Below are 16,219 nucleotides of genomic sequence, written 5' to 3' on the forward strand. Positions count from 1 at the left end.
ATCGGATGACCCAGGACAAGGACATCTCGCGGCGCTGGCAGCTGTTCGCGCTTGTCGCTGTCATCGTCTACCTGCTCTGGCTGCTCGCACCGGTGCTGATGCCGTTCGCGATCGCCGCGATGCTGGCCTACCTGGGCGATCCGCTGGCCGACCGACTGGAGCGGCTGGGGCTGAAGCGGATGTGGGCGGCCACGATCGTCTTCGTGGTGATCCTGGTGGTGGTCGTCGGCGTGCTGCTGCTGCTGATCCCGATGATCGTCCACCAGGTCGAGAACCTGGTCAGCAACCTGCCGCGCTACGGCGACTGGGCGCAGAACGTGGCCTGGCCATGGCTGCAGGCGCGACTGCACCTGGACCCGCACACCTTCGACAGCGAGCGCCTGCTCGGCACCATCAAGGCGCACATCGGCTCGATCGGCGGCGTCGCCACCGCGGTGATCGGCAAGGTCTCGCGTTCGGGCGTCGGCATCGCCATGTGGCTGACCAACCTGGTGCTGATCCCGGTGGTGGCGTTCTATCTGCTGCGCGACTGGGATCGGCTGGTGGCCACCATCGACGGCATGCTGCCGCGCTCGGTGCAGCCGACCATCGCGCACCTGGCGCGCGAGTCCGATGCCATCCTCGGCGCCTTCGTGCGCGGCCAGCTGCTGGTGATGCTCGCGCTGGGCGTGTTCTACGGCACCGGGCTGGGGCTGGTGGGCCTGTCGGTCGGCCTGCTGATAGGCATGGTCGCCGGCCTGCTCAGTTTCGTGCCGTATCTCGGTTTCATCATCGGCTTCGTCGCCGCGATCATCGCTGCGCTGGTGCAGTTCGGCGACTGGGCCCACGTGCTGATGGTGTGCGGCGTGTTCATGCTGGGCCAGCTGCTGGAAGGCTACGTGCTGGTGCCCAAGCTGGTTGGCGACAAGATCGGCCTGCATCCGGTGGCGGTGATCTTCGCGGTGCTGGCCGGCGGTTACCTGTTCGGCTTCCTCGGCGTGCTGCTGGCCTTGCCCGCCGCGTCGGTGATCGTGGTGTTGCTGCGCTATCTGGTCGAGCGCTACCGGATGAGCGAGCTTTACAACGACGAGGGGCCCGCCGATCCGGTGATCGCCGAGGTCGAGGTGGCCGTGCGCGCCGATGGCGACGTCGCTGCCGGGGCGCAGGTGGCGCCCGCGCCGGGGGACCGGCCGGTCGAATGAACCCGCAACTGCCGCTCGCGTTGCGCTGGCCTCGACGCCAGCGCTTCGAGCATTTCCACGCCGGCGCCAACGCGGCCGCGCTGGCTGCGCTGCGCCGCTTCGCGGTGGAGCCCGGTGTGCCCTGGATCTACCTGCATGGCGTGGCCGGCAGCGGCCGCAGCCACCTCCTGCTGGCCACCTGCCAGGCCGCCACCGCGGCCGGCCGGCGCGCGCAATACCTGCCGCTGGCCACGATGGGTGATGCCGCGGCCGTCATGCGCGGCGTCGCCGGCAGCGAGCTGCTGGCGCTGGATGATCTCGGTTCCATCGCCGGCAAGCGCGATGCGGAACATGCGCTGTTCGACCTCTACAACCGCGCGAGAGCCGAAGGTCACGCGCTGTTGTTCGCCGCTGACGCCACGCCCGCGCAGATGGGCATCGAGCTGCCCGACCTGCGCTCGCGCCTCGGCGCCTGCACCCAGTTCGCGTTGAAGCCGCTGGACGACGACGAACGGCGCGCGGTGTTGAAGGCGCAGGCGTCCTCGCGCGGCATCGAGCTGGACGACAGCGTGCTTGACTGGCTGTTCGCCCGCTATGCGCGCGACCTCGGCGCCTTGCTCGACCTGCTCGACAAGCTGGACGCCGCCTCGCTGGCCGCGCAGCGGCGCGTCACCATCCCGTTCCTGCGCGATTTCCTGCGCGAGGGTGGGGCTGGCGCGTCCTGACCGGCGTCAGGCCTCGCCCGTCTCGGCGTCCAGCCGCGCCATCACCGCGTCGGTGACGCGGGCGCAGCGTCGACCCATGAAGGCGAAAGCCTCGCCGACGGTGGTGGCGAGCTTGTCGTGCAACGCGGCGCGCAGCTGGCGGCGGGCGCGATGCAGGCGGGTTTTCACCGTCTCCGGCTTGATGCCGAGCTGGCTGGCGGTTTCCTCCACGCTGCATTCCTCGACCTCGCGCAGCATGTACACCACGCGGAAAGCCGGCGGCAGTTCGTCGATGGCGTGCTCGAGCAGGTGGCGGATCTGCGCGCGGGCGGCGGAGGCGGCGGGGTCCTCGCTGCCGAAGGCCGAGGGGAAGCGGATGATCTGGTGCGTGTCGTCGGGTGCGGCGTCCACCTGTTCCAGCCCGACCATGGTGTGGCGCTTGCGCAGGCGGCCACGGGCCTCGTTGAGCACGATCGTGGTCAGCCAGGTCGACAGGGTCGCCTCGCCACGGAACGAATCCAGCTTGTGATAGGCACGCATATACGATTCCTGCAGCACGTCTTCCGCTTCCGAGTCGTCGCCGATCACCGCGCGCGCGACGCGGAACAGGCGCTGGTTGCAGCGCTGCATGATGTGTCGGAACGCCGCGCGCTCGCCGTTGCGGACGCACGCCACCAGCGCGTGGTCATCCAGGGTGGCGTAGTCGACGGGTGCAATACGGGCTTGGTTGGGCATGGTTTCCTCCTTCTACACCCGATCCGATGCATTTGCATGCCGCGAGGTTCCCGCGGCCCGTGACCGATTGGCGGGAACCGGCGCGCCGCGGTTGCATCAGATGGGCACGGGCGGCCGCTGCGTGCCGCCCATCAAACCCAAGGAATCACCCATCATGAACAAGCCGCTGTTTGCCCTCATCCTCGGCCTGGCGCTGGCCGCCGGTCCCGCCATGCAGGCCGATGCCGCCGCGCCGGCTCCCAATGACGCGCAGATCGCGCACATCGCCTACACCGCCGGCGCGATCGACGTCACCGCGGCGAAGCAGGCGCTGCAGAAGTCGCATGACCCCGCGGTGCGCGCCTTCGCCGAGGAAATGGCGCGCGACCACGCGGCGGTGAACGAGCAGGCGCTGGCGCTGGTGAAGAAGCTGGGCGTGACGCCCGAGGACAACGCGACCAGCCAGTCGCTGGCCAGCGCCGCCGCGGCCGAGCAGGCCAAACTCGCCGCGTTGAGCGGCGATGCCTACGACAAGGCCTACGCTGCCAACGAAGTCGCCTTCCACCAGACCGTCAACGGTGCGTTGAGCGGCACGCTGATTCCGGCGGCACAGAACGCGGAGCTGAAGTCGCTGCTGGAAACCGGGCTGAAGCTGTTCCAGTCGCACCAGATGCATGCCGAGCATCTGGCGCAGAGCCTGAAGTAGGGAGCGCGCCATGCTTCGCATGATGCTTTGGCTCGGCATCGCGCTGGCGCTGGTGGGCGGCTTCGTGCCGGCCACCGCCGCCGGCGCGGCGACCGCCCCGCGCGTGCACGTGGTCGTGATCGACAAGATGGCCTTCGGCCCGATGCCTGCCGACGTGCGCGCCGGCGACATCATCGAATGGGCCAATCACGGCATCCTCGAACACAGCGCCACCGCCCGCGACGGCAGCTTCGACGTCGACCTCAAGCCGGGTGCCACGGCGCGCATGACGGCGAAGGCCGGCACCTTCGTGGTGTTTTGCAAGTTCCACCCGACGATGCAGGCGAACCTGGTCGTGAAGTAGTCTGTCCATTGCCCGGTCGCCAGCGTGCGACCGGGCGAACCGCGCCAGGCGCCGATGGCCTTGTTGGCGCGCGCAGTTGTCGAGTCGTTCTTGTGTGAGCTGTTTCGCACGCGCATGATTCCTCGGAGCAACATCGGGAGTCGATGCCATGTCGTGGCTGTTCTCCGGCGTCGTGATCGCGGCGCTTCTTGGAAGCACGGTCGAGCCCTATTCGGCAACTCATCCGGCGGTTTACGCGGGCACCTATGTGGTGCGAATCTGCCATGGTTCCTGTGCAGGGTCGTCAGCTCGTGTGTTCCGTAGCGGGACGATGGTTCTCTTCGAGCAACCCCTGCTGGATCGGCAGGGCTACACGTTTCGCGATTCGCTTCGGCGTGATCCTGACAATGCCTGCTTCGTGCTTGAACGCGTTGGCGCACCAGCGGAGGGTGACTACGTTCCCGCGCAAGGCTTCTTTTCCTGGGGCATGCGCGAACACACCGTCGAACTGGAACTCGTGCGCTCCCCCGATGGTGGTTACGGAGTAAGTCTGCACCCTACGCCGACGGGGCTCGGCGGCACGAGCGCTATTTGGGGAGGTGCTCTCGGGGCCGTGGCACCCGATTCACCGCCCGTGCCGCCGGACATCATTTCGGCGACTCGCATCGGTGAACCTGATATCGCGAAGTGTCCGCCGCTTTCAGATGGGAACCGGTGAACTGCGTGGGCACAGTAGCGCGCGGCTACCTCAAGCCTTGAGCAGCGCCGGCGTCGCCTGTTGCCCGATGGCGTCGACCATCGCCTTGGCCACGTTGAGGTTGCCGGCGATGAGGTTGCCGCTTTCCGGGATGCCGTCGCGGCCCGCGAAGTCGCAGTAGCGGCCGCCGGCTTCGTGTACCAGCAGCACGCCCGCGGCCATGTCCCAGGGCTTCAGGCCGATCTCGAAATAGCCGTCGTAGCGACCGGCAGCGACATAGGCCAGATCCAGCGCGGCGGAGCCGGAGCGGCGGATGTCCTCGGCCTGGCCGAGGATGGCGCGGGTCATGTCCAGCTGCGGGCCGAGGTGCTCGCGCTGGCGGAACGGGAAGCCGGTGGCGATCATCGCGCCGCCCAGGTTCTCGCGTTTGCCCACGCGCATGCGGCGATCGTTGAGGTAGGCGCCGTCGCCCTTGCTGGCGGTGTACAGCTCGTCGCGCAGCGGGTCGAATACCACCGCGTGGATCGGCACGCCCTTTTCCAGCAGCGCGATCGACACGCAGAAGTGGGGGATGCCACGCAGGTAGTTGTGGGTGCCGTCCAGCGGGTCGATCACCCAGGTCAGCGGACCCTTGCCGGTCGCGCCGCTTTCCTCGGCGAGGATGGCGTGGTCGGGGTAGGCGCGGCGCAGTTCCTTGACGATTTCCGCCTCGGCCAGCTTGTCGACCTCGGAGACGAAATCCATCTGCTGCTTCTCGACCACGTGCAGGCCGTCGATGCGGTTCATGTAGCGCAGGATCACATTGCCTGCGGAACGCGCGGCGCGCGCCGCGATCGTGACGTGTGGTCTGGCCATGGGTATCGACTTTGGAAGAGAGCGGGGTTTGCGGCCGCCGATTCTAGCAGGCCGCCCGCCGCTGCGGGCGGAAAGCGGCCGGCGCCGGCGCTTGTCCGTTATCCTTGCGTGTTCCGCCCGCCACGCCGATCCGCGCATGCCCGACACCGCCGACCTCGCTTCCCGCCTCCGCTTCGTGCTGGTGCGTACCTCGCACCCGGGCAACATCGGCAGCGCGGCACGGGCGATCCGCACGATGGGTTTCGCGCGGATGGAGCTGGTCAGCCCGGCACATTTCCCCGACCGCGAGGCGAACGCGCTGGCGGCCGGTGCCGATGACGTGCTCGAGCATGCCGGCGTGCACGGCGAGCTGGTCGACGCGCTGGCCGGCTGCAGTTTCGCGCTGGGCCTTTCCGCGCGCCGGCGCGGCATCACCCTGCCGGAACTCGGGCCGCGCGAAGCCGCGCGACAGGCGCTGGCTGCCGCGCGGCGCGGCGAACAGGTGGCGCTGCTGTTCGGCAACGAGCGCAGCGGGCTGGCGAACGAGGAGCTGGCGCACTGCCACGCGATGGTGCGGATTCCCAGCGTGGACGATTTCAGCTCGCTCAACCTGTCGCAGGCGGTGCAGGTGATGGCGTACGAATTGCGCATGGCGGCCCTGGGCGACGAAGTGCCCGCACCACCGCCGGAGCACGACGAGCCGCTCGCCGATGCCGCCCTGATGGAGCAGTTCTACCGCCATCTGGCGCAGACACTGGACGACATCGAGTTCCACAAGGGCCGCGAGCCGACCACGATCATGCTGCGCCTGCGCAAGCTGTTCCAGCGCGCCCAGCCGGACCAGCGCGAGTTGCGTGTGCTGCACGGCATCCTGGCCGATGCACAGCGCATGGCGGGACTGGCGAAGAGCGAGAAGTGAGGAGTGAGGAGTGAGAGAAAGCCACAGCCGGTTCCGCATCAGCCTTCTCTCACTCCTCACTCCTCTTCACTCACTCCTGCCTGTCAGCCAGTCTCCTCACCGCCGGCGTCGTTCGCCGAGGGCGCCGGGGTGACCAGCAGCTTGTCGATGCGGGCGCCGTCCAGGTCGACCACCTCGAAGCGGATGCCGCGCCAGGCGAATACCTCGCCGACCTGCGGCACGTGGCCCAACGCGGTCATCACCATGCCCGCCACGGTGCGGAAATCGTGGTCCGCCTCGCCCGGCAGTTCGCCGGTGCGCAGCAGTTCGCGCAGGTCGTCGGTGGACAGGCTGCCGTCGATCAGCCAGCTGCCGTCGGCGCGCTGCTTGATCGGGCTTTCGTCGCTGCCGCCGTGGCCGATCTGGCTGGCGCCGACCACCGCGGCCAGCAGGTCGTTGACGGTGACCACGCCCTCGATGTCGCCGTACTCGTCCACCACCAGGGCCAGCGGCGTCTCGGCGTCGCGGAACTCCTCAAGCAGGTCGAGGGCGCGCGCCGTGGCCGGCACGAACAGCGGCCGGGACAGATGGCCGAACAACTCCGGGCTGCCTTCGGCGAAGCTGTGCAGCATGCGCTTGACCTCGACCACGCCGACCACGTCGCTCTCGTCGCCGCGGTACACCGGGTAGCGCGAGTACGGCGTCTGCCGCATCACCTCGATGTTCTCCTCGCGCGATGCGGTGAGGTCCAGCCAGGCGATGCGCATGCGCGGCGTCATCACGCTGTCCACCGTGCGGTCGCCCAGGCGCAGCACGCGGTTGACCATGTTGTGCTCGTCCTCGTCGATCACGCCCGCCTCGACGCTCTCGGCAACCAGCAGGCGGATCTCCTCCTCGGTGACCACGCCGCGGCCGTGCGTATTGATGCGCAGCAGGCGCAGCAGCAGGCCGCTGGATGCGTTGAGCAGCCACACGAACGGCGAGGTGATCCGCGCCAGCACCAGCATCGGGATGGCGGCGTACGACGCCACCTTCTCCGGTGCGGCAAGCGCCAGCCGCTTGGGCACCAGTTCGCCGATCACGATCTGGATGTACGAGATCAGCGCGAAACCGAGCACGATGCCCGCGCCGCGCGCGTACGGCAGCAGCCAGGCCATGTGCTCGCCGGTCAGCACGGCGGCGATGTGCGCGCCCAGTGCATCGCCGGCAACCGCGCCGGTCACCAGCATCACCAGGGTGATGCCGACCTGCACGGTGGAGAGGAAGCGCTCCGGCGCCTCGGCGTGGCGCAGCGCGGCCGCGGCCTTGCGGCTGGTGCGGGCCATCTGCTTGAGGCGGCTGGGCCGCGACGCGACCAGGGCCATCTCCGACAGCGCGAAGAAGCCGTTGCACAGCGCAAGCACGAAGACGAGCGCGATTTCGGTCAGCATCGCGGCGAAGGTGTCGGAGGGTGCATGGGCACAGTGTAAGGGCAGCGGGGCTCCGCTTCACGCGGATATTGATGCATGGCAGCACGGGCATCCTGTAACATTTCCGTCATCCCGCTCCTTCAGGCATGGCCAGCATGTTTTCATTGCAGACGATTTTCGGCAAAGGCGACAAGTTCTACGGCCTGCTTGAACAGAGCGCCAGCGCCGCCAGCGAAAGCGCCCAGGCCCTGCACGACCTGCTGACCAAGCCGGACCAGGGCTCGGTGATGGCGCGCTTCGCGGCGACCCGCGCGCGGGAGAAGGAGCTGGCCGCGCAGATCAGCGAGGGGCTGGTCAACACCTTCGTCACCGCGCTGGATCGCGAGGACATCGAGGCGCTGAACTCCTCGCTCTACAAAATCCCCAAGACCATCGAGAAATTCGCCGAGCGCTACGAGATCGTCTCCGCCCGCCTGGGCGGCGTGGATTTCGCGCAGCGCGCGCAGGTGCTGCTGCATTCCAGCGAGGTGGTGGCCGAGATGGTCGGCGAGCTGCGCAACGGCCTGCGCATCGATCGCGTCAAGAAGCTGCAGGATCGCCTGCAGGCGCTGGAGTCGGAGGGCGATCGCATGCTGCTGGCGCCGTACCGCACCCTGTATGTCGAAGGCAGCGACGCGATGCGCGCGATGCTGGCCAAGGATCTGTTCGAGCTGATCGAGAAGGCCATCGACAAGTGTCGCGACGTGGGCAATATCGTCTACTCGATCGTGCTGAAGAACTCCTGAGGGCCCGCTCGTGACCCTGCGCCTTTCGCCTCGTTCGGCCGCCGGCCGCCGCCTTGTCGCGGGAGTTCGCGCATGAGCGTCGTCATCGCGGTGGTGGTGATCGCGCTGGCGTTCACCTACATCAACGGCTTCCACGACACCGCCAATTCCATCGCCACGGTGGTGGCAACCAAGGTGCTCAGTCCGGGCCAGGCCGTGTTGATGGCCGCCGGCACCAACCTGGTCGGCGCCTTCCTCGGCACCGCCGTGGCCGCCACGATCGCCTCGGGCCTGATCAATGCCGGCGTGCTGGAGGTGAGCTCGCAACTGCTGATCTGCGCGCTGCTGGCGGCGATCGTGTGGAACCTGATCACCTGGTGGCTGGGCCTGCCGTCGAGCTCCAGCCACGCGCTGATCGGCTCCCTGGTCGGCGCCGCGCTGGCCGCGTCGGGCAACAACTTCGACTCGGTGATCTGGATCCATGGCGGCTGGTTCGAAGGCAGCGGCGTCATTCCCAAGGTCATCATCCCGATGGTGGTGTCGCCGGTGGGCGGCTTCATCATCGGTTTCATCGTGATGGGTTTGCTGTACGCGCTGCTGTCGTGGTTCGCCAACCGTCAGGGCTGGTCGCGTCGGTTCGGCCGCACGCCGTTCGTCAACGCGCTGTTCGGCAAGGCGCAGATCCTCTCGGCCGGCGCGATGGGCGTGGCGCACGGCATGAACGATGCGCAGAAGAGCATGGGCATCATCGCGCTGGCGCTGGCCGGCGCCACCGCGGCGCACGAGTTCGACCACCTGCCGTGGATACTCGGCTTCCTGCGCATCGAGGAGAACCCGGCCGGCGGCTTCGTGATCCCGGTGTGGGTGAAGGTGGTCTCGGCGCTGACCATGGCCGCGGGCACCGCCGGCGGCGGCTGGCGCATCATCAAGACGCTGGGCCACAAGATGGTCAAGCTGCATCCGATCAACGGTTTCGCCGCCGAAACCAGCGGTGCGCTGGTGATCCTCAGCGCCTCGGTGTTCGGCATCCCGGTGTCGACCACCCATATCGTGTCGTCCTCGATCATGGGCGTGGGCGCTGCCAAGCGTTTCAGCGCGATTCGCTGGTCGGTGGTGGAGCGGATGGTATGGGCGTGGATCCTGACCCTGCCGATCACCGCGCTGCTGGCCTACGGCTTCGTGCTGGCGTATCGCGCGGCGTTCTGAGGCACCGCTACAAGGCATCCTCGTCGCTGGCGATGACCTGCTCCAGGCGGTCGCCCAGCTTGCCCAGCACGCGGATCACCCGGTCCAGTTCCGCGGCGTCGAGGAATTCGTACAGGCGGTTCTCGCACAGGTGCAGGTAGGGCGAACCGTCCAGGTCGGCCACCGCCAGGAAACCGGTGCGCTGTTCCCAGTTGAAGCGCAGGCAGCGCTGCGGATCGGTGCCGGCAAGCGGACCGATCGGGGTGGACACGCGCAGGTAGCGACGGCCGGATTCGCCCTCCAGCTCGGCCAGGTAGATGCCCTGGTGGCGACCCTGGCCGAGCGCCAGGTCGAAGCTGATCAGGTAGGGATCGTTGTGGTGCAACTGGTGCGCGCCGGCCAGGTGGGAGCGCACGGCTTCGAAGTGGCGCATGGTGCCATTCCCGTGGGACAGAGCCCGAGGTTACTCTGTCGGGCCTCGCCTGCCGAGTCGGCGGGTTGTACCGGAGTGCCCATGCAAGACCGCAACGCCCGCATCTATGCCGCCATCGCCGCGATTCCGCCCGGCCGCGTGGCCAGTTATGGCGCGATCGCCGCGCGTGCGGGGCTGCCGGGGCGGGCACGGCTGGTCGGGCGGCTGCTGGGCGAGGTGCCCGAGGGCATGGAGTTGCCGTGGTTCCGCGTGCTGCGGGCCAGCGGCCACGTCGCGATGCCGCCGGGCAGCCGTGGCTTCCGCGAGCAGTGTCGCCGGCTGCGCGCCGAGGGCGTGGAGGTGGTCAATGGCCGCGTGCCGCTGTCGCGCTTCGGCCTGGATGGCGACCTCGACCACGCGCTGTGGGGCTGGCCCGGGGCCTGAGTGGCCCGGTTATTTCGCGTCGCCGCGACGGCGCCCGGCCGGCCGGAACGGCTGGTCGAACTGGCGGATGAAGTCGCGTACCTGCGGGTACACGGTCTCGCGCCAGCGCCGTCCGCTGAAGATGCCGTAGTGGCCGGCGCCTTCGATCACCCTGTGCGCGCGGCGCTTCGCCGGGATGCTGCTGCACAGGTCGTGCGCGGCCTCGGTCTGGCCCAGGCCGGAGATGTCGTCCAGCTCGCCCTCGATGGTCAGCAGCGCGCTGTGCCGGATCGCGGCGGGCTCCACGCGCTCGCCGGCCACGTCCCACAGCCCGCGCGGCAGCAGCGCCTGCTGGAACACCTTCTCGATCGTGTCCAGGTAGAACCGCGCCGGCATGTCCAGCACCGCGTTGTACTCGTCGTAGAACTTGCGGTGCGCCTCGGCATCTTCCTGGTCGCCGCGCAGCAGGTCCTGGTAGAAATCCCAGTGCGAACTCATGTGCCGGCCGGGATTCATCGCGATGAAGCCGGCGTGCTGCAGGAAGCCCGGGTAGACCTCCCGCCCGCGCCCCGGATAGTTCGGCGGTACGGTGTGGATCACGTTGCCCCTGAACCACGCCAGCGGCTGCCGGGTGGCCAGGTTGTCGACGCTGGTGGGGCTGCGCCGCGGGTCGATCGGACCGCCCATCATGGTCAGGCTGCGCGGGGTGGCCTCGCCGCGCGCGGCCATCAGCGACACCGCCGCCAGCACCGGCACGGTGGGCTGGCACACGGAAATGACATGCAGCGATTCGGCGCCGATGTGGCGGATGAAATCCTCCACGTAGGCGACGTAGTCGTCCAGGCTGAAGGTGCCCTCGGCGGCCGGCACCATGCGCGCGTCGACCCAGTCGGTGATGTACACCTTGTGGTCGCGCAGCAGGGTGCGCACGGTATCGCGCAGCAGGCTGGCGTGGTGGCCGGACAGTGGCGCCACCACCAGCACCACCGGATCCTTCTTCATCTTCTCGATGGTGGCCGGATCGTCGCTGAAGCGCTTGAAGCGCTTGAGCTGGCAGAACGGCTTGGCCAGCGCCACCCGCTCGATCACCGCGATTTCCTGCCCGTGCGCCTCGGCGGCATGGATGCCGAACGCGGGCTTCTCGTAATCCTTGCCCAGCCGGTAGACCAGCTCGTTGGCGGCGGCCAGCCGCTGCACGCCGGGCCAGGCGGCGAACGGGTTGCCGCGCGCGCTGAGCATGCGGGCGTTGGCCTCGGCGAAATAGCTCAGCGGGCCGAGCAGCGAGCGCTGCCATTCATGGATTTGATAGAGCATCGGATGGGGTGGCCGTTGGTCGTAAACCGTTGCATCTTAGCGGGAATGGCCGGCTGGTGTTGCAATGCGGCAGAGAGCTGGGTCTCAACTTGGGCGGCGGCAACGCAGCAGGATTTCGTCCACCCCGTCGGTGTCGCCCAAGCCCTCGCGCCAGTGCAGCGGCTGCTGGAAATGCAGGCCCAGCGGCATGAACACGCGGTTGTACCACCACATCGCGCGTTCGCGCTGGTGGTCGAGGAACCACTCGGCCATGGCCAGCAACCGCGGCGAATTCGGCTGCATGCCGTAGACCGCGCTGTGTTCCAGCACGAAGCCGTGTTCGGCCAGCAGGGCGAGGATCTGCGCCGGCTCGTAGCGGCGACAGTGCCCCACGCAGTCGTCGAACGCGGTCCATGCCTGCGGGTGCAGCGGCACCGACATCAGCACGCGCGCGCCGGGAGCCGCCACGCGCGCCAGTTCCGCCAGCGCGCCGTGGTCGTCGGCGACGTGTTCGAGGATGTCCAGCGCGCAGACCAGGTCGAAACTGGCGTCGCGCCAGGGCAGCGCGCCGATCAGGCCATGCACCGCGGTGGCCCCGTTGGCCTGCAGCCGCTGTACTGCGGCGTGGCTCAAGTCGACGAAGCAGGTGCCGCGCAGCGGCAGCCGCGGGCGCAGTCCGGGCGCCACTTCGAGCCGGCGCGGTGCTTCGTCCGCCAACGCCTGCAGCAAGGGCCAGGTATTGAAGCGCGAGGGTTCGACCAGGTTCGCCCGCGTCCACAACGGCTCGTAGAAGCCACGGTTGCGGCGGATCAACTCGTCGTTGCTGCGAAGCTCGGCGGCGGGTGGGGAAGGCATCGGCGGATTGAACCGCGTCGGCGCTGTGCAATACGTGAAGCTCAGCCCGTTTGCCGCAACTCGGTGCCCGCGACGATATCGTGCAGCGCGCGGCGGCGCGGGTCGAACAAGGCCACCGCAAACCACGCACCCCAGGCCGCCAGCAGCAGCCACAAGGTGGCGCGCAGGCCCAGCACGGGCGCCAGCATCAGCAGCAGCATCGGCGCGGCTGCGACCAGCAGACGCAGCACCGCCTGCTGCAAGGTCGGGCCGGCGCCGTCGCGAGCGGTCACGCGGATGTGCCACGGCCGCATGCCCACGGTCTGGCCGCCGCGCAGCCACGAGCCGATGAAGTACGCCGACACCACCAGCCCCTGCAGCGGCCGGTACCAGGCCGGCACCTGCGCGTGATCGGCGCCCTGCACCAGTTGCCCGCCGGTGGCCAGCTGGCTGAGCAGGCCCACCACCATCACGATCGCCACCACGATCAGCAGGTCGTAGACCAGTGCGAGCAGGCGCCGCCACAGCGGACAGGGCATGGCGGAGGGCGTGTCGGAACGGGCGGGCATCGGCATCGGATCGCTTGCGTGGAGCGCGCGCGATGGTCAGCATCGTGCGCATGGACAAGGAAGAAAACCCCGCCAGTATCGCCGAAGCCGACCGCCGTGGCATCGCGCTGTTCATCGAGCGGGTGTGGTCGGAGGACGGCCTGGCCGAGCGCACGCTCGAAGCGTACCGGCGCGATCTGGAAGCCCTGGCGCGCTGGCTGGCATCGCGCGGACGCAACTTGCGCACGGCCACGCGGGAGGACATTTCCGCCTATCACGGCGCGCAACCGGTGGCCGTCCGCTCGATCGCGCGGCGGCAGTCGGCGTTTCGCCGCTACTACGCCTGCGTGGCCCGCGACGAGCCGGATTTCATCGACCCCACCTTGCTGATCGAGCGGCCGAAGATGCCGCGCAGCCTGCCCAAGGCGCTGGCCGAGCGCGAGATCGAGAGCCTGCTCAACGTGCCCGACACCGGCACCATGCTGGGCCTGCGCGATCGCGCCATGCTGGAGCTGATGTACGCCTCGGGCCTGCGCGTGTCGGAGCTGGTGGAGCTGCCGCTGGCAGCGCTAAACACGCGCCAGGGCGTGCTGCGCGTCACCGGCAAGGGCGGCAAGGACCGGCTGGTGCCGGTGGGCGAGGAAGCGTTGGCGCGCATCGACGCTTATCTCGCCAGTGCCCGGCCGGCGCTGGCCCGCGGCCGGCAGCCCGCGGCGCTGTTCCTGAGCAACCGCGGCGAGGGCATGAGCCGGCAGATGTTCTGGACCCTGGTCAAGCGCTACGCGCAGCAGGTCGGCATCCACGCCAAACGCATCTCGCCGCATGTGCTGCGTCATTCCTTCGCCACCCACCTGCTCAACCACGGCGCCGACCTGCGCGCGCTGCAGATGCTGCTCGGCCACAGCTCGCTCAGCACCACCCAGATCTACACGCTGGTGGCGAAGGAAGGGCTGAAACGGCTGCACGCGCAGCATCATCCGCGCGGGTGAGCGGCGCTTGTCGATTCACGGGGATGCCGTTCGTCGTGGCAGGTAGTCCCCACCTTCGCGAGGAATCCCCCACCATGAAGCTCTACTGGTCCGACGTGTTGAAGCCGCGCTCCGCGTGCGCAGTCGCGAAATACCTGGAATCCCCCGTTGAATACGTCTATCTCGACCTCGGCCGCGGCGAGCACCGCCGCCCCGACTACCTGGCGCTCAATCCCAACGGCAAGGTGCCTACCCTGGTCGACGGCGCGCTGGCGCTGTGGGAGGCGGACGCGATCATGTGCCACCTCGCCGCGCGCTGCGACTCGGAGTTGTGGCCGCAGGACGCACGCCAGATCGAGGTGGTCCGTTGGTTCAGCTGGAACCATCAGCACTTCACCCGGCCCGGCGGCGCGCTTTACTTCGAGCACATCATCAGGCCGCGTTTCAACCTGGGCGAGGCAGACGCCGCCGAAGTAGAGCGGGCTTCTCACGAATGGCGCCGCGCTGCGGCGGTGCTGGACGGCCATCTGCAACATCGCCACTACGTCGTCGGCGACTCGCTCACGCTGGCCGATTTCGCGCTCGCCGTGGCGCTTCCGCACGCGACCCGCGCGCACATCCCGCTGGCCGAGTTCCCTGCCGTCCAGCGCTGGCACGAGCGCATGAACGAGCTCGAAGCCTGGCGCGAACCCTTCCCCGAAATCGCCGTGGCCGCCTGATTCGCGCTGACTGTCGATCTGCGCCCGCGCCGTTCGTCGTCCCTGCAGAGCATCCCACCGGAGGACACCGATGCAACTCGTGAGCTACCTGTTTTTCAAGGACAACGCCGCCGAAGCCTTCGACTTCTACGCCCGCTGCCTGGGCGGCCAGATCGCGATGAAGGTGACCATGGGCGACATGTCCGGCGATGCGGCGCCGCCCGCCACCCGCCACCTCATTGCCCACGTGCGCCTGCAGGTGGGCGACGCCGTGCTGATGGGCTCGGACTGGTGCAATCCCGACAGCGGCCCGTATCCGGGCATCCACGGCAACGCCGTGTCGCTCAGCGTCGACCAGCCGCAGGAAGCCGAGCGCCTGTTCGCCGCCCTGTCCGACGGTGCGCAGGTGACCATGCCGATGGCCGAGACCGACTGGGCGCTGCGCTTCGGCATGCTCACCGACCGTTACGGCGCGATGTGGATGGTCAACTGCAGCCGGCCGGGGTAAGCCCAGGGCCGAAGCGCCGGGCAGGGCAGGAACTGAGGCGCCAGCGCGCCGTCAGGCCTCGCCGTAACTCGAAACCTCGATGAGGTTCGCGTCGGGGTCCCTGAAGTAGACGGACGTGATGGGTCCGAGGGCGCCGGTGCGCTTCACCGGTCCTTCGAGGACGGCGACGCCGCATGCCGCCAGGTGGGCCAGCACGGCGTGTGGGGTGGCGGCGGTGACGAGGCAGAGGTCGGCGGAGCCGGGCGTCGGCGCGGCGGCCTTGGGCTCGAACTCGCGGCCCTGCTGGTGCAGGTTGATCTTGCTTTGCCCGAACGCCAGCGCCTTGCGGCCCGCGCCGAACGTCACGACCTCCATGCCGAGCACGCGCGAGTAGAAATCGCAGGTCACGGGGATGTCCTTGACGGTGAGGACGAGATGGTCGATGCGTTCGATGGGAATGGGGTTCATGAAAGAGGCTTCGCGCTCGGGTTGCAGGACCGTGGCAGTCGCGCGGGGAACCGTTCGCGCACTGCTTCGGACTTCACTCCAACCGGAAGGACTCTATCAGTTTGCCATCGGAGCACTACAGGTCAGCGCGCGCGCCGGTAGTGCACGGCGACTGCGCCGTTGCGAAGCGGCGTGGCCGAAACCAGCTCCAGTCGTCGTGTGCCGGGCAGCCCGCCCTGGTACAGGGTCGGGCCATGACCGGTGATCCGGGGATGGACGAGGAACTTGTACTCGTCGATCAGCTCCAGCCGTTCCAGTTCGGTTGCAAGCTTGCCACTGCCGAGGAGCACGCCGGACGGTGTCGCGTCCTTGAGCTTCTGCACGCCCGCGCGCAGGTCACCGCTGACATGGTGGCTGTGGGTCCAGGGGAATTCCTTTCGCGTCGAAGACACCACGTACTTCGGCTTGGCTTCCAGTTTGACCGCCCACTCGCACAGTGCCGGCGGTGCTTCCACCTCGCCGCGGGCGACCGCCGGCCAGTAGTTCTCCATCATCTCGTAGGTGACGCGGCCCCACAGCATCGCGCCGCTCTCGTCCATGAGCCGGGTGAAGAATGCGTGCGTCTCGTCGTCGGCGATGCCTTCCTGGTGGTCGATGCAGCCGTCCAGGGTGACGTTGATGCTGAAGGTCAAGAGGCCCACGGTGTCGTCCGTATG

At 68.5% G+C, this 16,219-nt stretch carries 21 protein-coding genes; 12 read left to right on the forward strand and 9 right to left on the reverse strand.

Features of this window, described 5'->3' with window-relative positions:
* Positions 1-5: 5 nt before the first annotated feature.
* Positions 6-1,181: an AI-2E family transporter gene (locus tag ACVCMG_RS14265; protein WP_447114411.1), complete on the forward strand. Its 1,176-nt coding sequence runs from the start codon at positions 6-8 to the stop codon at positions 1,179-1,181.
* Positions 1,178-1,885, forward strand: a complete 708-nt coding sequence (gene hda / locus ACVCMG_RS14270) for a DnaA regulatory inactivator Hda (RefSeq protein WP_395120018.1) — start codon at positions 1,178-1,180, stop codon at positions 1,883-1,885. The genes ACVCMG_RS14265 and hda overlap by 4 nt, the downstream gene beginning before the upstream one ends.
* Positions 1,886-1,891: 6 nt before the next feature.
* Here the strand turns inward: hda and ACVCMG_RS14275 are convergent, their stop codons facing one another.
* Positions 1,892-2,599: an RNA polymerase sigma factor gene (locus ACVCMG_RS14275; RefSeq protein WP_395120017.1), complete on the reverse strand. Its 708-nt coding sequence runs from the start codon at positions 2,597-2,599 to the stop codon at positions 1,892-1,894.
* Between the two features lie 154 nt (positions 2,600-2,753).
* On the opposite strand from ACVCMG_RS14275, the gene ACVCMG_RS14280 reads away from it, so the two are divergent.
* The 3 genes from ACVCMG_RS14280 (at position 2,754) to ACVCMG_RS14290 (ending at position 4,324) form a co-directional block, all read left to right on the forward strand.
* Complete coding sequence (locus ACVCMG_RS14280; RefSeq protein WP_395120016.1) at positions 2,754-3,284, forward strand: DUF4142 domain-containing protein; 531 nt, start codon at positions 2,754-2,756, stop codon at positions 3,282-3,284.
* A 10-nt stretch (positions 3,285-3,294) separates the two neighbouring features.
* Positions 3,295-3,627 carry a cupredoxin domain-containing protein gene (locus ACVCMG_RS14285; RefSeq protein ID WP_447099786.1) on the forward strand — a complete coding sequence of 111 codons (333 nt, stop codon included), beginning with the start codon at positions 3,295-3,297 and terminating at the stop codon, positions 3,625-3,627.
* A gap of 148 nt (positions 3,628-3,775) precedes the next feature.
* A complete protein-coding gene (locus ACVCMG_RS14290; protein ID WP_447114412.1) occupies positions 3,776-4,324 on the forward strand; it encodes a hypothetical protein in 549 nt (182 codons plus the stop codon).
* Between the two features lie 30 nt (positions 4,325-4,354).
* Here ACVCMG_RS14290 and ACVCMG_RS14295 read toward each other — a convergent pair whose 3' ends face one another.
* A complete protein-coding gene (locus tag ACVCMG_RS14295) occupies positions 4,355-5,158 on the reverse strand; it encodes an inositol monophosphatase family protein (protein ID WP_395120013.1) in 804 nt (267 codons plus the stop codon).
* A 136-nt stretch (positions 5,159-5,294) separates the two neighbouring features.
* Here ACVCMG_RS14295 and ACVCMG_RS14300 point away from each other — a divergent pair, with 136 nt between their 5' ends.
* Complete coding sequence (locus ACVCMG_RS14300) at positions 5,295-6,056, forward strand: RNA methyltransferase (protein ID WP_447114413.1); 762 nt, start codon at positions 5,295-5,297, stop codon at positions 6,054-6,056.
* Positions 6,057-6,139: 83 nt separating this feature from the next.
* On the opposite strand, the gene ACVCMG_RS14305 is transcribed toward ACVCMG_RS14300, so the two are convergent.
* Positions 6,140-7,465, reverse strand: coding sequence for a hemolysin family protein (locus ACVCMG_RS14305; protein ID WP_395120011.1), 1,326 nt, complete (start codon positions 7,463-7,465; stop codon positions 6,140-6,142).
* A 134-nt stretch (positions 7,466-7,599) separates the two neighbouring features.
* On the opposite strand from ACVCMG_RS14305, the gene ACVCMG_RS14310 reads away from it, so the two are divergent.
* On the forward strand, positions 7,600-8,229 hold the full coding sequence (locus ACVCMG_RS14310; protein ID WP_136259163.1) for a DUF47 domain-containing protein: 630 nt from the start codon (positions 7,600-7,602) through the stop codon (positions 8,227-8,229).
* A 72-nt stretch (positions 8,230-8,301) separates the two neighbouring features.
* Positions 8,302-9,414 carry an inorganic phosphate transporter gene (locus ACVCMG_RS14315; protein WP_395120010.1) on the forward strand — a complete coding sequence of 371 codons (1,113 nt, stop codon included), beginning with the start codon at positions 8,302-8,304 and terminating at the stop codon, positions 9,412-9,414.
* A gap of 7 nt (positions 9,415-9,421) precedes the next feature.
* Here the strand turns inward: ACVCMG_RS14315 and ACVCMG_RS14320 are convergent, their stop codons facing one another.
* Positions 9,422-9,826 carry a hypothetical protein gene (locus ACVCMG_RS14320; RefSeq protein WP_395120009.1) on the reverse strand — a complete coding sequence of 135 codons (405 nt, stop codon included), beginning with the start codon at positions 9,824-9,826 and terminating at the stop codon, positions 9,422-9,424.
* An 81-nt stretch (positions 9,827-9,907) separates the two neighbouring features.
* On the opposite strand from ACVCMG_RS14320, the gene ACVCMG_RS14325 reads away from it, so the two are divergent.
* Positions 9,908-10,249: an MGMT family protein gene (locus ACVCMG_RS14325; RefSeq protein WP_395120008.1), complete on the forward strand. Its 342-nt coding sequence runs from the start codon at positions 9,908-9,910 to the stop codon at positions 10,247-10,249.
* 9 nt (positions 10,250-10,258) lie between these two features.
* On the opposite strand, the gene ACVCMG_RS14330 is transcribed toward ACVCMG_RS14325, so the two are convergent.
* The 3 genes from ACVCMG_RS14330 to ACVCMG_RS14340 form a co-directional block, all read right to left on the reverse strand.
* Entirely contained in the window at positions 10,259-11,542 is a 1,284-nt protein-coding gene (locus ACVCMG_RS14330; RefSeq protein ID WP_447114414.1) for a polyhydroxyalkanoate depolymerase, read from the reverse strand.
* Between the two features lie 84 nt (positions 11,543-11,626).
* Entirely contained in the window at positions 11,627-12,376 is a 750-nt protein-coding gene (locus tag ACVCMG_RS14335) for a class I SAM-dependent methyltransferase (RefSeq protein ID WP_447114415.1), read from the reverse strand.
* 41 nt (positions 12,377-12,417) lie between these two features.
* Positions 12,418-12,924 (reverse strand): RDD family protein, encoded by a 507-nt coding sequence (locus ACVCMG_RS14340; protein WP_395120005.1) that lies wholly within the window; start codon positions 12,922-12,924, stop codon positions 12,418-12,420.
* A gap of 32 nt (positions 12,925-12,956) precedes the next feature.
* Between ACVCMG_RS14340 and xerD the strand changes: the two genes are divergently transcribed.
* The 3 genes from xerD to ACVCMG_RS14355 all read left to right on the forward strand — a co-directional run bounded on the left by xerD (position 12,957) and on the right by ACVCMG_RS14355 (position 15,077).
* The gene (gene xerD / locus ACVCMG_RS14345) at positions 12,957-13,892 is read left to right on the forward strand and encodes a site-specific tyrosine recombinase XerD (RefSeq protein ID WP_447114416.1); all 936 of its coding nucleotides are present in this window, start codon (positions 12,957-12,959) and stop codon (positions 13,890-13,892) included.
* Between the two features lie 74 nt (positions 13,893-13,966).
* Positions 13,967-14,590 carry a glutathione S-transferase family protein gene (locus ACVCMG_RS14350; protein ID WP_447114417.1) on the forward strand — a complete coding sequence of 208 codons (624 nt, stop codon included), beginning with the start codon at positions 13,967-13,969 and terminating at the stop codon, positions 14,588-14,590.
* A 70-nt stretch (positions 14,591-14,660) separates the two neighbouring features.
* Positions 14,661-15,077 carry a VOC family protein gene (locus tag ACVCMG_RS14355; protein WP_447114418.1) on the forward strand — a complete coding sequence of 139 codons (417 nt, stop codon included), beginning with the start codon at positions 14,661-14,663 and terminating at the stop codon, positions 15,075-15,077.
* A gap of 51 nt (positions 15,078-15,128) precedes the next feature.
* On the opposite strand, the gene ACVCMG_RS14360 is transcribed toward ACVCMG_RS14355, so the two are convergent.
* The gene (locus tag ACVCMG_RS14360; protein WP_447115422.1) at positions 15,129-15,515 is read right to left on the reverse strand and encodes a VOC family protein; all 387 of its coding nucleotides are present in this window, start codon (positions 15,513-15,515) and stop codon (positions 15,129-15,131) included.
* Between the two features lie 131 nt (positions 15,516-15,646).
* Positions 15,647-16,204, reverse strand: coding sequence for a dihydrofolate reductase family protein (locus ACVCMG_RS14365; protein WP_447114419.1), 558 nt, complete (start codon positions 16,202-16,204; stop codon positions 15,647-15,649).
* Positions 16,205-16,219 lie beyond the last annotated feature (15 nt).

The organism is Rhodanobacter sp. UC4451_H18 (genome assembly GCF_052978225.1).

Excerpts from the sequence above, each read along its gene's own strand:
- ACVCMG_RS14300 (WP_447114413.1), top strand. The coding sequence starts at position 5,295 with ATGCCCGACACCGCCGACCTCGCTTCCCGCCTCCGCTTCGTGCTGGTG.
- ACVCMG_RS14315 (WP_395120010.1), top strand. The coding sequence starts at position 8,302 with ATGAGCGTCGTCATCGCGGTGGTGGTGATCGCGCTGGCGTTCACCTAC.
- ACVCMG_RS14325 (WP_395120008.1), top strand. The coding sequence starts at position 9,908 with ATGCAAGACCGCAACGCCCGCATCTATGCCGCCATCGCCGCGATTCCG.
- ACVCMG_RS14305 (WP_395120011.1), bottom strand. The coding sequence starts at position 7,465 with ATGCTGACCGAAATCGCGCTCGTCTTCGTGCTTGCGCTGTGCAACGGC.
- ACVCMG_RS14275 (WP_395120017.1), bottom strand. The coding sequence starts at position 2,599 with ATGCCCAACCAAGCCCGTATTGCACCCGTCGACTACGCCACCCTGGAT.
- ACVCMG_RS14320 (WP_395120009.1), bottom strand. The coding sequence starts at position 9,826 with ATGCGCCACTTCGAAGCCGTGCGCTCCCACCTGGCCGGCGCGCACCAG.
- ACVCMG_RS14265 (WP_447114411.1), top strand. The coding sequence starts at position 6 with ATGACCCAGGACAAGGACATCTCGCGGCGCTGGCAGCTGTTCGCGCTT.
- ACVCMG_RS14350 (WP_447114417.1), top strand. The coding sequence starts at position 13,967 with ATGAAGCTCTACTGGTCCGACGTGTTGAAGCCGCGCTCCGCGTGCGCA.
- xerD (WP_447114416.1), top strand. The coding sequence starts at position 12,957 with ATGGTCAGCATCGTGCGCATGGACAAGGAAGAAAACCCCGCCAGTATC.
- ACVCMG_RS14310 (WP_136259163.1), top strand. The coding sequence starts at position 7,600 with ATGTTTTCATTGCAGACGATTTTCGGCAAAGGCGACAAGTTCTACGGC.
- ACVCMG_RS14340 (WP_395120005.1), bottom strand. The coding sequence starts at position 12,924 with ATGCCCGCCCGTTCCGACACGCCCTCCGCCATGCCCTGTCCGCTGTGG.
- ACVCMG_RS14295 (WP_395120013.1), bottom strand. The coding sequence starts at position 5,158 with ATGGCCAGACCACACGTCACGATCGCGGCGCGCGCCGCGCGTTCCGCA.
- ACVCMG_RS14335 (WP_447114415.1), bottom strand. The coding sequence starts at position 12,376 with ATGCCTTCCCCACCCGCCGCCGAGCTTCGCAGCAACGACGAGTTGATC.
- ACVCMG_RS14355 (WP_447114418.1), top strand. The coding sequence starts at position 14,661 with ATGCAACTCGTGAGCTACCTGTTTTTCAAGGACAACGCCGCCGAAGCC.
- ACVCMG_RS14330 (WP_447114414.1), bottom strand. The coding sequence starts at position 11,542 with ATGCTCTATCAAATCCATGAATGGCAGCGCTCGCTGCTCGGCCCGCTG.
- ACVCMG_RS14280 (WP_395120016.1), top strand. The coding sequence starts at position 2,754 with ATGAACAAGCCGCTGTTTGCCCTCATCCTCGGCCTGGCGCTGGCCGCC.
- hda (WP_395120018.1), top strand. The coding sequence starts at position 1,178 with ATGAACCCGCAACTGCCGCTCGCGTTGCGCTGGCCTCGACGCCAGCGC.
- ACVCMG_RS14290 (WP_447114412.1), top strand. The coding sequence starts at position 3,776 with ATGTCGTGGCTGTTCTCCGGCGTCGTGATCGCGGCGCTTCTTGGAAGC.
- ACVCMG_RS14285 (WP_447099786.1), top strand. The coding sequence starts at position 3,295 with ATGCTTCGCATGATGCTTTGGCTCGGCATCGCGCTGGCGCTGGTGGGC.